Raw genomic sequence first — 13,837 nt, 5'->3', positions numbered from 1 at the left:
CCTACCTGTGTCAGCCATGAAGCAGGCTTTATCCAAGCTAGAACGTTTGTTCCCTTCCAAAATTTATGGTGCAGCCAAAAGATCGCAGCCTGCGGCAGCTCCTACATGAAATGCCTGCCCCTGTAGGAGCTGCCGCAGGCTGCGATCTTTTCAGGAGCACCTAAATTCCTTGGTCGATCACTCGTTCCTCCCAGATAGCAAAGGCTCCCTGACTGAGACGGCAATGACAAAACCACGTTCGAAAAAGGCTCTTTTCATCGGCCTGCCGCTAGCCCTGGCGATCTGCGCGGGCGCAGGCTTTGCGGCCTGGGATTACGGGCTCAAGGACAATCACGGTTACCCGGTCAAAGTGATGAAGCAGGCCGAAGAACTGCATGAGCGCCTTCTCTCGTTCGACAGCCACATCACCGTACCCATGGACTTCGGTACCGCCGGCAATGAAGCCGACAAGGACGGCAGCGGCCAGTTCGACCTCGTCAAGAGCGGACGCGGACGCCTGTCCGGTGCGGCCCTGACAATTTTCGGCTGGCCGGAAATCTGGAACGGTCCCAACGCGCCGCATCGCCCCACCGCCGGCTTCGTCGAAGAGGCACGCTTCGAACAGGAAACCCGCTACAAGATCATCAGCGCCCTGGTGCGCGACTTCCCCAACCAGGCCGCCATCGCCTACACCCCTGACGATTTCCGGCGCCTGCATGGCGAAGGCAAGTTCGCGATCTTCATGAGCATGCTCAACGCCTACCCACTGGGCAACGACCTCAATGCCCTGGATAAATGGGCGGCACGGGGCATGCGCATGTTCGGCTTCAGTTATGTGGGTAACAACGCCTGGGCCGATTCATCCAGGCCGCTGCCATTCTTCAACGATTCCCGGGACGCCCTCGGCGGTCTCTCGGACATCGGCAAGCAGGCCGTGCAGCGCCTCAACGACCTCGGCGTGATCATCGATGTGTCGCAGATGTCGACCAAGGCCCTGGAGCAAGTGGCCCGGTTGAGCCGCACGCCGATGGTGGCCTCGCACTCCGCCCCGCGCGCCCTGGTAGACATCCCGCGCAACCTCAGCGACCACGAAATGCAGTTGATCAAGGACAGCGGCGGCGTGGTGCAGATCGTCGGCTTCCCGACCTACATCCGCCCACTGAGCCAGGCCACCCAGGACAAGCTCAACGCCCTGCGTGCGCGTTTCGACCTGCAACCCCTGCAAGGCCTGGAGATGGCGTTGATGCCGGGCGACCCGATCATCACCGTGTGGTCGGAACAACGGTTCGGCGAATACGCCAGCCAGCTCTACGCGATTGTCGACGAAGAACCCAAGGCCACCCTCAAGGACTACGGCGACGCGATTGACTACGCGGTGAAGAAAATCGGCATCGATCACGTCGGCATCAGTTCCGACTTCAACGATGGCGGCGGCCTGGACGGCTGGAAAGACGTCAGCGAGGCGCGCAACGTGACAGCCGAGCTGATCAGCCGCGGCTACAGCGAAGCCGATATCGCCAAACTCTGGGGCGGCAATTTCCTGCGGGTCTGGGACCAGGTCGAAAAAGCCTCCCGGCCCGTCGCCAAAAACTGATGCCACTTTTGCCAAGCGAACCCGAAGCCATGACCAACCGTCGCTCCTTCCTCAAGCAGGCCGGCATTCTCGCCGCCGGCCTGCCCCTGGCTGCTTCCGTGTACCCGCCAGCCCTGGCCGGCGATCTACAACAGCAGCCACCGCCTTTGCCCAAGGGCAAATGGGCGCAGTTGCGCCAGCTGTTCAATCAGGACCCGAACTACCTGCATTTCGCCAATTTCCTCATCACCTCGCACCCAACGCCGGTGCGCAACGCGATCGACATGCACCGCGCCAACATCGACCGCAACCCTGGCCGGGCCATGGACTGGGACCTGCAGGAAACCGAGAAACGCGAGCACAATGTGCGGGTCTGGGCCGGACGCTACCTCAATGCCAAACCCGAGCAGATCGCGCTGACCGGCAGCACCACTGAAGGCCTGGCGATGATCTATGGCGGGATTCATGTAAGGCCGGATCAGGAAATCCTGGTCAGCGAACATGAACACTATTCCACGAATTACACGCTGGAATTTCGTCAGCAACGCCAAGGCACGAACGTGCGCAAGCTCAAGCTGTTCGAGAGCAGCCGCGACATTTCCGTGGACGAAGTGCTGGGTTCGATCGCCCAAGGCATCCGCCCACAAACCCGCGTGCTGGGCATGACCTGGGTGCAATCGGGCAGCGGTGTGAAACTGCCGATCGGCGAAATCGGCAAGCTGGTCGAAGAGCACAACCGCAAGCGCGACGAAAAGGACCGCATCCTGTATGTGGTCGACGGCGTGCACGGCTTTGGCGTCGAGGACCTCGACTTTCCCGACATGCACTGCGACTTCTTTATCGCCGGTACGCACAAATGGATGTTCGGCCCCCGTGGCACCGGGATCATTTGTGCCCGCTCCGCCGAGGTCCGGGACGTCACGCCGATCATTCCGACCTTCAGCGAATCCACCGATTTCGCGACCATCATGACCCCCGGCGGCTATCACAGTTTCGAACATCGCTGGGCCGTGGACGAAGCGTTCAAGCTGCACCTGGATTTGGGCAAGGCCGAGGTCCAGGCGCGCATTCATGAACTCAACAGCTATGCCAAGGATCGCCTGCTGGAACAGCCGCGGATCGAACTGGTCACGCCAAGGAGCCCGCAACTGTCCGCCGGTTTCACCTTCTTCCGGATCAAGGACCAGGACTGCGAAAAGGTCGCCAGCGGGCTGATGCAGAACCGCGTGGTCTGCGACTCGGTGGACCGTGACGCTGGCCCGGTGATCCGCATCGCTCCCGGCCTGCTCAACAGTGAACACGAAATCGACCGGTTCACGGCCCTACTGAACAAAACCGCCTGAAACCACCATTCACTGTAGGAGCGAGCATGCTCGCGATGGTCGCCAGAACACTGCGGATATTCAGACACCCCGCGTTATCGTTGACGTCCATCGCGAGCATGCTCGCTCCTACAGGGTTCGCTCTTCTTTATCGAGATAGAAAATGACCCGTCACATGTTAGCCCTCGCCCTAACCGCCCTCATCGCCGGCCTGCTCCCCTGCGCCGCACAGGCCGCCACCCCACCGCCAGCGGGCAAGGTATTCAAGGACTGCAAGAACTGCCCGGAAATGGTCGTGCTGCCCGCCGGCACCTTTATCATGGGCACGCCCGATGACGAAGTCGGCCGCGAGCCCGATGAGGGTCCGATGCATGAGGTGACCTTCGCCAAACCCTTCGCCATGAGCCGCTTCCAGATCACCGCCGGTGAATGGGACAGCTATATCAAGGAAAGCGGCGTGACCATCGCCAACGGCGATACCCGGCCAGGTCGCGAGTGCATCGCCAGCAAGCCGCGCTACCCGCAGGGCCCGCGTCAGCCGGCGGTGTGCATGAACTTCGACGACGTGAAGAACTACGTCGCCTGGCTGTCGAAGAAAACCGGACAGCGATACAGCATGGTCAGCGAGGCCCAGCGTGAATACGCCGCACGCGGCGGCACCCAAGGCCCGTTCCCCTTTCCGTTCGATGAAGGCAAGGGATACAGCATCGCCAAACACGCCAATACCTACGGCCCGGCGGACGGCTACAGCTACAGCTCGCCGGTGGGCAGCTACCCACCGAACGCCTTCGGTATGTACGACATGCACGGCAACGTCTATGAGTGGGTCGAAGATTGCGAACACCCGAACTACGTCGACGCCCCCACCGATGGCAGCGCCTGGCTGGAACCCAACTGCGAAGCCGTGCGCATCCGCGGCAACGACTGGGGGGAAGCCCCGGTGTTCTCCCGCTCCGGAAACCGCAACAGCCAATACCCTCAGGAACGCGGGGACTGGATAGGCTTTCGCGTAGTGCGCAATCTCTGAACCCCCCTACCATCCACTGTAGGAGCTGCCGCAGGCTGCGATCTTTTGACTTTGATTTTTTTAAAAACAAGATCAAAAGATCGCAGCCTGCGGCAGCTCCTACAGGGATTTACGTGTAGTTCCCCGCCACCAGTCACCCCCCTCTAAATTAACCCCTCGACCAGACGTTCTACTGGGTATCTGCCTTCCGACCCAAGGAACCGTCTTCCATGACCCAGCCTACCCGAGGCGCCATCGGCGAATTGTTCGCCCTGCTCAAACCCTTTCGATTCATCGTCGCTGCTTCCATATTCCTGGGCATGGTCGGCGGACTGAGCGTCACGGTGTTGCTGGCGACCATCAACAATGCCCTGCATTCGGACAGCGGCCTGACCCAGGGCGTGGTCGCGCTGTTCGCCGGCCTGTGCCTGCTGGCGCTGGCCAGTTCGATCTGCTCCGACATCGGCACTAACTACGTCGGCCAACACATCATTGCCAAGCTGCGCAAACAGCTGGGCGAGAAGGTGCTGTCGGCGCCGATCGAACAGATCGAGCGTTACCGCAGCCATCGCCTGATCCCGGTGCTGACCCACGACGTCGACACCATCAGCGACTTCGCCTTCGCCTTCGCGCCGCTGGCGATTTCCCTGACCGTGACCCTGGGATGCATGGGCTACCTGGCGATCCTGTCGTGGCCGATGTTCCTGATCATGGTGGCCGCGATCCTGATCGGCAGCGCGATCCAGGCCTACGCCCAGAGCAAGGGTGTGCAAGGCTTCATGGCCGCCCGCGACGCTGAAGACGAGCTGCAAAAGCACTACAACGCCATTGCCGAAGGCGCCAAGGAACTGCGTATCCACCGCCCTCGCCGCCAGCGCATGTTCAGCTCGGGCATCAAGGGCACCGCCGAATTCATCTGCAACACCCAGGTGCGTTCGATCAACACCTTCGTCATCGCCAAGACTTTCGGCTCGATGCTGTTCTTTGTGGTCATCGGCCTGGCCCTGGCCCTGCAAACGTTCTGGCCGAGCGCCGACAAGACCGTCATGAGCGGCTTCGTGCTGGTGCTGCTGTACATGAAAGGCCCGCTGGAGCATTTGATCGGCACCCTGCCGATCGTCAGCCGTGCGCAGATTGCCTTTCGCCGCATCGCTGAACTGTCCGAACAGTTTTCCACCCCGGAACCTCACCTGCTGCTCAGCGACCAAGGCAAGGTCAAACAGGCCGTGCACGAACTGCAACTGACGGACGTGCGCTACGCCTTCCCGTCGGTCGAGGGTGCTGCGCCCTTCCAATTGGGCCCGGTCAACCTGTCGATCAAGCAGGGCGACATCACCTTCATCGTCGGCGAGAACGGCTGCGGCAAAACCACCCTGATCAAGCTGCTGCTGGGCCTGTACACGCCGCAACAGGGGCAGATCCGGGTCAATGGCGAGGCCATCGACGCGCACAACCGCGACGACTATCGCCAGCTCTTCACCACCATCTTCGCCGACTACTACCTGTTCGACGACGTGGTCCAGGGCGACACGCAGATCCCCGAAGACGCCAACAAATACCTGCAACGCCTGGAGATCGCGCACAAGGTCAGCGTCAAGGACGGCAACTTCACCACCACCGACCTTTCAACCGGGCAGCGCAAGCGCCTGGCGCTGGTCAATGCCTGGCTGGAAGAGCGGCCGGTGCTGGTGTTCGACGAGTGGGCGGCCGACCAGGACCCGACCTTCCGGCGAATTTTCTACACCGAGCTGCTGCCGGACCTCAAGCGCCTGGGCAAGACCATCATCGTGATCTCCCATGATGACCGTTATTTCGATGTCGCCGACCAACTGGTGCGCATGGAAAGCGGACGGGTCGTCACCGAGCTGGTGCCTGCCTGAACCCCAATGACATTTCTTTCACATTTCTTTTCCGGTTTCGCAATCGCATCTCGTCTTAATAATCATTCCCATTAATAAAAAATCTGCACGACACTTTTCAGGAGCACAGGCAAGTAATGCGATCTCTTCCACGCCGTACCCCTCTCGCGCTGGCCGTACAGCGCCCGTCACTGCACAAAACGCTGTTGACCAGCGTCCTGTTGACCGCCACGTTGCTGGGGAGCTCGATGGCCAACGCAGCGCCTGTAAAAGTGAGTATTGCCGTGCAGCCGCTGTCCAGCGCGCTGACCCAACTGGGCATGCAGACCAATCTGCAAATCCTCTACAGCCCGGACCAGGTGGCCGGCATCAAGTCCCGCGCGGTGTCCGGCTCGCTGGAGCCTTCCGCAGCCCTGGCCGAGATGCTCAAGGGCACCGGCATTTCGTTCCAGATCAACGGCAACAGCGTGACGCTGGTGTCGGGTGGCTCGTCGAGCCTGCAACTGGGCGCTACCACCATTTCCGGCCAGGCCCTGGGCTTGACCACTGAAGACACCGGCTCCTACACCACGGGTGCGACTACTACCGCCACCAAGCTGCCGCTGACCCTTCGCGAAACGCCGCAGTCGGTGACCGTGGTGACCCGTCAGCAGATGGACGATCGCGGTGTGACGAGCGTCGCCGATGCGCTGCGCAACACCCCGGGTGTCACCGCCCAGAAGTACGACAGCGACCGTACCGAATTTTCCGCCCGAGGCTTTGCCATCACCAACTTTCAATACGATGGCGTCAACATTCCCTACGACGGCGTGTACGGTGAAAACCCCAACAACAGCGATGACGCTGCAAGCCTCGATCACATCGAAGTCATCAAGGGCGCGACCGGCCTGATGACTGGCGCCGGCGACCCGGCGGCCACCGTCAACCTGATCCGCAAGAAACCAACCAAGGAATTCAAGGCCTCGATCAGCGCCACCGCCGGTTCCTGGGACAACTACCGTACCGAGGGCGACATCTCCGGCTCGCTGAACGATAGCGGCAGCGTGCGCGGCCGTTTCGTCGGTGCCTTGCAGGACAAAGATTCCTACATCGACCACTACAGCCAGAGGAAAGACCTGTACTACGGCATCCTCGAAGCCGACCTGACCGACGATACCCTGCTGACCCTGGGCGTCGACAAATCCAGCGCCACCCCTCGCGGCAGTTCCTGGACCGGTAACACGGTTTACTACGCCGACGGCGGCAAGACCGACTTCTCCCGCGGTTTCAACCCGGGCGCCGACTGGAGCCGCCGCGACTTCGACAGCACCACCTACTTCGCGTCCCTCGAGCAAGCGCTGGCCAACGACTGGAAACTCAAGCTCAGCCTCGACCAGAAAACCACCGATCACGACACCCAACTGGCCTCGGCCAGCGGTGGCTACCCGAACCGCGACACCGGCGAAGGCATGTTCTTTTACCAGGGGCACTGGGAAGGCCATCGCGTGCAGAACACCGCTGACGTGAACGTCTCCGGCCCGTTCACCCTGGGCGGTCGCGAGCATGAACTGGTGGCAGGTTTCATGACGTCCCACTCCCGTCAGACTGGCGCAACCTATGGCACCCCCACCGACTCCGATGGATCGGTACCGGGAAACATCTTTGACTGGACAGGCCATATCGCGAAACCGGACTTCCCGAAAAACGGCAAGTACGAGCGCACCCAAAGCCAGAACGGCGCTTATCTGGCCACGCGCCTGCGCCCGACCGACGACCTGTCGTTCATCCTCGGCGGTCGCGTAAGCACCTACAAGTACAACGAGGACTACACCTACTACCCGGGCGCCGGCCTGGCCGACACCCACGCCAGCTACAAGGAACATGGCGTCGTCACGCCTTACGCCGGTGTGGTCTATGACCTGGACGATACCTACTCGGTCTACGCCAGCTACACCAGCATCTACCAGCCACAGATCTACAAGGACGCCAGCGGCAAGACCCTGGAGCCGGTTGAAGGCGACAGCTACGAAACCGGCCTGAAAGCGGCCTATTTCGACGGCAAGCTGAATGCCAACCTGGCCTTCTTCCGCATCGAGCAGGACAACGTTGCCGAGTCGATCGGCACCAATGAGATTACCGGCGACGGCATTTACAAAGCCGTCGACGGCGCCACCACCAATGGCGTTGAACTGGAACTGGCCGGCGAACTGGCCCAGGACTGGAACGTATCGGCTGGCTACACCTATGCCCGTACCCGCGACAAGGATCACCAACGCATCTTCGGCTTCCCGTTGGCCACCAGCAAACCGGAACACGTCGTACGCACCTTCACCACCTACCGCCTGCCCGGCGCGCTGGACCAGTTCACCGTCGGTGGTGGCGTCAGCTGGCAGAGTGCGTTTTACGGCCAGAGCTACAGCCCGAACGTAGGCGGCGGCGAAGGCGGTAGCACCATGCTCAAGCAAGGCGGCTACACCCTCGTCGACCTGATGACCCGTTATCAATACGACGACCACCTGAGCTTCACCGTCAACGCCTACAACGTCTTCGACAAGCGCTACCTGACCGGCCTTGGCAACTTCGGCACCACCTTCTACGGAGAGCCGCGCAACATGCAGATCACCGCGAAGTACGACTTCTGAGGCTGAGCTGAAATGAACAATGCCCGTATCGAGAGATGCGGGCATTTTTGTATGGGCCGATATTTGCGGCGCCTGTGATGCCGCCTTCGCGAGCAGGCTCGCTCCCACAAGGGATCTTCGGTGTGCACAAAATCCGCGTTCACCTCGATCAATTGTGGGAGCGAGCCTGCTCGCGAAGGCGGCCCTCGCCCCAACATTGATTATTCAGGCGGATCGATCCGGTCCAACGCCCGGTTCACCGCCAACTCCCCCAACATGATCACCTGGGCAATCCCCAACAACGAATGACGACCTGTCCCTTCCATATGATCCGCCAAATCCAACGCCATGACATTGGCCGAAGCCAGAGACTCACAGGCATGAGCCAGCAGGGTTTCGACATCGAGCTCAGGGTTGACGATAAACATGCTGCAGAGCTTGCGTGGGGTGGCGTTGATGTCGGCGGCTGAGGGGATGCGGTCGTTGGGGTTGTCTGAATCGGAATTTTCTGACGAAGATGTCGGATCGGGGTCCGGCGGATTCGGTGTGACCTTGAACATGGGGTGTTTTCTCCAGAGAGAGCCACGACCATCTCGCTACTACACGAAAGGGTGGTAGCTGTGCGCAAGTTAGTAGACCGGTAAAGTCACCCAAAACCCGGCGCGCCCAAAGGCGCCATGCGCACAGCCACCATCAAGTGCAGGCATATACCTGACTGAATGACACCTGTACAACCGAGGATAACTAGCCGGGCTACTAAACCCGATCACTGACAATCAGTGACCCGAGCCAAGTTACCGAGCGACCCCAAGGCGCACAAGCCGGCGGATTCTGGAGTAACTGTAGGCAACGACGCAAGGTGCTGTGGCTTTCTGGAAGTAACCTGTCTGGCAATTAAACGCGCTGCAAATTGCTCGAAAAAGCGCCGCAAATAGATGCCCAACAACCCTCGACCCGAACGCTTGAACGCCGTCCGATTCCACCGCGCAACACCCCTCTCCAAACCCGGCACCATTCCTACAGATCCGGCGCACAACCATCTCGGATGCATCCTACGTGTGTAATGGAAAAATCCTATTTCGACCCTTGTCGGTTTCTTGAAAGCTATCGAGCTGCTGTTCGAATAATTCAAATACTCAAGGACTGATATGAACGACACCCTGCACCGTACGGACACACTCAACCCTTTCAAGAATGTTACTTGCGGCAAGCAAAAAGATTACTGGGTGGAATTCCAATTACTGGATGAACTGGGTGAGCCCGTCGCGAACATGCCCTATCGGGCGATTAATGAGGCCACCCGTACCGGTTATGTTGCTGAATATGCAGGCCAGAGCGATGCTCAAGGCGTGATCCGCCTTGACGGCCTGCACCCGCTGGCCATCACGCTCAAGATCGAGGCCGCGCCTCTGCTCGAGCAGATGCAGACTCGCCGCCTGCGTGCCGTACGGCCCGAGCCACCTCGTCCTGGCCCGGGTGACCACACTCCGCTGTATGGGCCAGCGTTCGGGCTTTTCGCCGATCGAGGAAAGGGCGCTTGCGGACGGTCATGGCTACCACTACTTGCGTATTGGTCAGTTATGCGATCAAAAGCCTACGTTTGATCCACCCTTGGCTGACCCGGATCAGCTTCCGGCCTTCCATTTTCCGGACCGGTCATTTGGCGGTTTTACCGTGGCTGATGATCAACTGGATCGTCGCCATGTGCTGGAGATTTGTCCGTTCCGTGCCTGGTCGCTGACGTTGCACCACCAGGCTGACTACAGCCTGGCCAATGCATACAACCTGGGGCTGATGAGTATTTTGGCTTACAGCAATCGGCCAGAAAGCGATCTGGGTTCGGTCAAGGAACTGTTCAAGCAACAGTGCCTGGATCTGTCGCGTACACCTCGGGTTTGGGACAACGGCCAGGCGTGGCCTTGTCTGGTGACCGACGTTCCCTTTCGCGATCGCTACATAACGGTCGAGTCCTTGGACACTGCCAAGGCCAAACCACCGCAAGGCCATACCCAGCTGATTTATGCCATCAGTGCTTCCCAGGTGCTGGTGGCGTGGCGCGGCACCGAGATAAATGGCCTGGCCGACTTAAGTACCGATTTGACTTTTCGCCCGGTGAAACCGCAGGTCGCGGCCAATTGCGAGCTGAAGGTGCCGTGCGATGATCTGGTTCCGGAGGGCAGTGTACACCCTGGGTTTTCGCGATGGGTTTGAAGTAGCCAGGAGGGTTTATGCCACGGAACTAGGGGAGACGATTCCGGAAAATGCACTTGAAAAAAATCTATTCATCTGCGGGCATAGTCTGGGAGGTGCCCTCGGTCTAGTTCATGCGGCCTCACTGAAAGACCGCAATCCGCTGCTGTATACCTACGGCATGCCGCGCACCTTTACCCTCAAGGCCATTCAGTCCTTGAGCGAGCTATGGCATTTCCGCCATGTCAACGACACCGACCTCGTCCCCCGTGTGCCCCCCGAAGCGGCTCTGGACAATCATTTTTACGACGTCTACGGCTCAATGGGGACAGTCATGGGTTTCAGCTGGTCTTCAGGCCGGGCACTGGCCACTACGTTGTTCAAACACGGCGATCCGTTCAGCCATCACGGCGAACTCGCCATGTTTCTTAGAGCTGAGCAGCACCGGGAACAGGCAATCACCCCATACCCCGCTTACCGCAAACCGCACGGCGCACCCTATCGCAGCAACATCACGGTGAAGTTGCAGGAAATGGCCAAGTTGTATCTGGTTCCCAGCCTGAGCGAGGCCGAAGACAGACAGGCCGAGCAGGCCCAGGAACGTCTGATCACGTCCCTGAGCGCCGAGAGCCGTGCCCGATTCTTTCCGCGCCACAGTCACCCGGATATAGGCCGCATGCTGAGTATTGGCGATCACTTCATGTCGCAGTACCAACCCTATATCCACAATCAGTTGATGGAATCGCTCGACCCGGAGCGCAGTCCGTTACTGGAGCGCCAGGTCCAGCGGAACAAGTTCAAACGGCAGATGAAGGACAACTACGCCACCATTCCTGCGGATGAGTACGAGCGCAACAGCGTATTCCTGGAATTACAGAAGCTGGTTGACCAAGCGTTGGCGGTAACGCAACAGGCCGAGGGCGGTACAGAAGCGCTACAGCGTTTCAATGCCATCGCTGACCCGCGAGCCTATTACGAGAAAACCTACGGTTAAGCCCATGAAAGTGACAAAGGACAAACCCATGCGCCACAGGCTGCCCGTCGTTTTATTCGCCCTGTTTTTCAGCCTCAGCGGTTGCAGTCAGGATTACAGCCTGGCGCCGCCCGCGGACAGCGAAAAAATAACTGTGACCGTGAAACTGCCAAAGGAACTGAAAACCGAAACCATGTGGGTGATGTATCGCTCCGCCACTTGCAAAAGTATCAGTCATGGTGCCAGCGGCCAGCGCCTTGAGCAGGATGGTCATCATTCCGTTTATAAGGAATTTCAACGTCAGGGGCAGAGTGATCTTTATCAAGTCGAGCTACCCAAAGATGGTGGTGGCGCGTGCAAATGGCATCTGGCCAATGTGACCTTTGGCGTTGTCTATGCCGATCCGGCTCGCTTTGGCGAGAACGTAATTGCAGGAGGGGGAGGCGGCGTGGTCGTGATATTCGACCATAACAACTCGCCACGAGGCGGCGCGGATATCAAGGTTGAAGGAGACTTGACGATCAAGAAGGATTACTACCCTTGGGTAAAAGAGGCTTTCTTAGGTGGATACAGTAAACGTGTCAGCCTTAAAGGTGAGGGCGGCATTTATCTCAAATATCAGGCATTACAAGCCCGTAAGGTATTTTTCGAACCTGTCCTGCATTCGGACTATACGATTTACTCCAAACAACCGAAGGAGAAAAAAGAGGGCAACTACACCGCATTCACCTATCCCGATGGCACCACCGTAGCCGATGGAAAATGGCACCCGAACTTCTTGAGGCTACAAACCATCCGCACCGGACGCGCCGCCGATTGCTTCGATTCTTGGCGTTACGCCAACTGCCCAGACCGTCGCCCACAGCTATTACCTGATTGGCTGCCCGAGCCCGGAAAACCGGGATTTGGTCGCTACGTCGTTGCGGACGAGTGGGGCAATAAATTGCCGTCTTACTTCTATCGACTGGCCGGCGAGGACGGTCAGGTCTTTCAAGACTTGAGCGAACCTAATGGGCGCACGAAGCCGCTGCCAGAAAGCGCGCATCCAGTGCGTAAAGCCGAGTTTCCCAAGCGGGTATGGTAATGTCTTGCGCGCAAAATCAGGTGTTCAAGTTCTCCACCAGGCGGGAGCCAACTGTGACGCAGAGCGTCACGGGATGCATTCCCACGCGGAGCGTAGGAACGATCCTGGCGTGTGTATTCGTTCAGATCACAACCGCGATCGCACCCACCCCGCCACTTGCGCATGAATCCCCTCCACCTCACCCAACAACCCCGCCATGCGCAAGAAGTCATGGGTCATGCCCGGTTGTCCCAACAACGTCACCTCATTCCCCGCCGCCCGCAAGCGCTCGGCGTAGGCCAAGCCTTCATCATGCAATGGATCATAGCCAGCCAGGTACACCAGCGCCGGCGCCAAACCCGACAGGTCGTCAGCCAGCAACGGCGAGCAGCGCCAGTCGGCCAGGTCCGCAGGCGTGCGTGCGTAGTGGGCGTAGAACCAGTCCAGGGTCGGGGTTTCCAGGAGGTAACCTTCGGCAAAATCCCGGTGCGAGGCGCGGTGGGTGGTGGCGTCTGTGACCGGGTACACCAGCAGTTGGGCCTTGGGTTGCAGCGCCAGTTCCGCAGGCTCGCGGACGGCAATGATCGACAACACCGTGGCCAGTGTCGCGCCGACGCTGTCACCAGCCAGTGCCACGCGGGTGGCGTCCAAGCCACGGGCGGCGCCCTCGCGCACCAGCCAGTTGCCGGCGTCGCAGGCGTCTTGTACCGGGGTTGGGAATTTCCATTCGGGGGCCAGGCGATAATCCACGGTCAACAGGGCAAAACCACCCTGGGCTGCGAGGCGACGACATAGGGCGTCGTGGGAATCGAGGCTGCCGACCACGTAGCCGCCGCCGTGGAAGTACAGCATCACCGGTTGCAGGCCGTCGAAGGGTTGGCCGTCGCGATACAGGCGCGCCGCGAGGCTGTGGCCGTCCCGGGCGGGGATGGTGAAGTGGTCGCAGGCAATGTGGTCCAGTGGTACATCGAGGAAGCTGGAAGAGGCTTCGAAGTCGATCCGTGCCTGTTGCGGGGTTTGTTCGTGCATTGGGCGGCTTTTGCCGGTGAGGCGGCCGAACTCGGCGAGTTCGAGGAAAGCTTCAAGTTCTGGCAGTAGGGTCATGGGGGGAGTCCTTTTGCACAATAAGATCAATAATCGGTTCGAAGCGAGGGTGAATACCCTGTGGGAGCGGGCTTGCTCGCGAAGAGGGAGTGTCAGTGAACATTCATGTCGCTGACACTCCGCATTCGCGAGCAAGCCCGCTCCCACATGGGTTTTGCGCATGGCTGG

The 13,837-nt window shown here is 59.7% G+C and carries 11 protein-coding genes; 9 read left to right on the top strand and 2 right to left on the bottom strand.

Annotated elements, in window-relative coordinates; all coding sequences use genetic code 11:
• The first annotated feature begins 223 nt into the window (after window positions 1–223).
• From pvdM to AC1Q8Q_RS19525, 5 genes are all read left to right on the top strand, one after another.
• A complete protein-coding gene (gene pvdM / locus AC1Q8Q_RS19545) occupies window positions 224–1,573 on the top strand; it encodes a pyoverdine-tailoring dipeptidase-like protein PvdM (protein ID WP_033044704.1) in 1,350 nt (449 codons plus the stop codon).
• A gap of 29 nt (window positions 1,574–1,602) precedes the next feature.
• Window positions 1,603–2,895: a pyoverdine-tailoring periplasmic protein PvdN gene (pvdN, locus tag AC1Q8Q_RS19540; RefSeq protein ID WP_083350182.1), complete on the top strand. Its 1,293-nt coding sequence runs from the start codon at window positions 1,603–1,605 to the stop codon at window positions 2,893–2,895.
• Between the two features lie 142 nt (window positions 2,896–3,037).
• On the top strand, window positions 3,038–3,901 hold the full coding sequence (gene pvdO / locus AC1Q8Q_RS19535; RefSeq protein ID WP_492615396.1) for a dihydropyoverdine dehydrogenase: 864 nt from the start codon (window positions 3,038–3,040) through the stop codon (window positions 3,899–3,901).
• Between the two features lie 209 nt (window positions 3,902–4,110).
• Window positions 4,111–5,760 carry a cyclic peptide export ABC transporter gene (locus tag AC1Q8Q_RS19530; protein WP_492615395.1) on the top strand — a complete coding sequence of 550 codons (1,650 nt, stop codon included), beginning with the start codon at window positions 4,111–4,113 and terminating at the stop codon, window positions 5,758–5,760.
• Between the two features lie 116 nt (window positions 5,761–5,876).
• The gene (locus AC1Q8Q_RS19525) at window positions 5,877–8,360 is read left to right on the top strand and encodes a TonB-dependent siderophore receptor (protein ID WP_492615394.1); all 2,484 of its coding nucleotides are present in this window, start codon (window positions 5,877–5,879) and stop codon (window positions 8,358–8,360) included.
• A gap of 200 nt (window positions 8,361–8,560) precedes the next feature.
• Here the strand turns inward: AC1Q8Q_RS19525 and AC1Q8Q_RS19520 are convergent, their stop codons facing one another.
• Window positions 8,561–8,899, bottom strand: coding sequence for a DUF6124 family protein (locus tag AC1Q8Q_RS19520; protein WP_179054708.1), 339 nt, complete (start codon window positions 8,897–8,899; stop codon window positions 8,561–8,563).
• A 588-nt stretch (window positions 8,900–9,487) separates the two neighbouring features.
• Between AC1Q8Q_RS19520 and AC1Q8Q_RS19515 the strand changes: the two genes are divergently transcribed.
• From AC1Q8Q_RS19515 to AC1Q8Q_RS19500, 4 genes are all read left to right on the top strand, one after another.
• Window positions 9,488–9,943, top strand: coding sequence for a hypothetical protein (locus AC1Q8Q_RS19515; RefSeq protein ID WP_492615393.1), 456 nt, complete (start codon window positions 9,488–9,490; stop codon window positions 9,941–9,943).
• Window positions 9,944–10,013: 70 nt separating this feature from the next.
• Window positions 10,014–10,550, top strand: coding sequence for a hypothetical protein (locus AC1Q8Q_RS19510; protein ID WP_492615392.1), 537 nt, complete (start codon window positions 10,014–10,016; stop codon window positions 10,548–10,550).
• Complete coding sequence (locus AC1Q8Q_RS19505; RefSeq protein ID WP_492615391.1) at window positions 10,519–11,523, top strand: lipase family protein; 1,005 nt, start codon at window positions 10,519–10,521, stop codon at window positions 11,521–11,523. Before AC1Q8Q_RS19510 ends, AC1Q8Q_RS19505 begins: the two co-directional genes overlap by 32 nt.
• A gap of 4 nt (window positions 11,524–11,527) precedes the next feature.
• Window positions 11,528–12,586, top strand: a complete 1,059-nt coding sequence (locus AC1Q8Q_RS19500; RefSeq protein WP_492615390.1) for a hypothetical protein — start codon at window positions 11,528–11,530, stop codon at window positions 12,584–12,586.
• Window positions 12,587–12,712: 126 nt separating this feature from the next.
• Here the strand turns inward: AC1Q8Q_RS19500 and AC1Q8Q_RS19495 are convergent, their stop codons facing one another.
• Window positions 12,713–13,669: an alpha/beta hydrolase gene (locus tag AC1Q8Q_RS19495; RefSeq protein ID WP_492615389.1), complete on the bottom strand. Its 957-nt coding sequence runs from the start codon at window positions 13,667–13,669 to the stop codon at window positions 12,713–12,715.
• Window positions 13,670–13,837 lie beyond the last annotated feature (168 nt).

Source organism: Pseudomonas sp. GW823-FHT06B06, from assembly GCF_058795195.1.
The sequence above is the reverse complement of the archived record's forward strand: the minus strand, read 5'-3'. Positions and strand labels throughout refer to the sequence as shown.

What these genes read in the sequence shown, in the direction of transcription:
- pvdM (WP_033044704.1), top strand. Translation starts at nt 224, where the DNA reads ATGACAAAACCACGTTCGAAAAAGGCTCTTTTCATCGGCCTGCCGCTA.
- pvdN (WP_083350182.1), top strand. Translation starts at nt 1,603, where the DNA reads ATGACCAACCGTCGCTCCTTCCTCAAGCAGGCCGGCATTCTCGCCGCC.
- pvdO (WP_492615396.1), top strand. Translation starts at nt 3,038, where the DNA reads ATGACCCGTCACATGTTAGCCCTCGCCCTAACCGCCCTCATCGCCGGC.
- AC1Q8Q_RS19530 (WP_492615395.1), top strand. Translation starts at nt 4,111, where the DNA reads ATGACCCAGCCTACCCGAGGCGCCATCGGCGAATTGTTCGCCCTGCTC.
- AC1Q8Q_RS19525 (WP_492615394.1), top strand. Translation starts at nt 5,877, where the DNA reads ATGCGATCTCTTCCACGCCGTACCCCTCTCGCGCTGGCCGTACAGCGC.
- AC1Q8Q_RS19520 (WP_179054708.1), bottom strand. Translation starts at nt 8,899, where the DNA reads ATGTTCAAGGTCACACCGAATCCGCCGGACCCCGATCCGACATCTTCG.
- AC1Q8Q_RS19515 (WP_492615393.1), top strand. Translation starts at nt 9,488, where the DNA reads ATGAACGACACCCTGCACCGTACGGACACACTCAACCCTTTCAAGAAT.
- AC1Q8Q_RS19500 (WP_492615390.1), top strand. Translation starts at nt 11,528, where the DNA reads ATGAAAGTGACAAAGGACAAACCCATGCGCCACAGGCTGCCCGTCGTT.
- AC1Q8Q_RS19495 (WP_492615389.1), bottom strand. Translation starts at nt 13,669, where the DNA reads ATGACCCTACTGCCAGAACTTGAAGCTTTCCTCGAACTCGCCGAGTTC.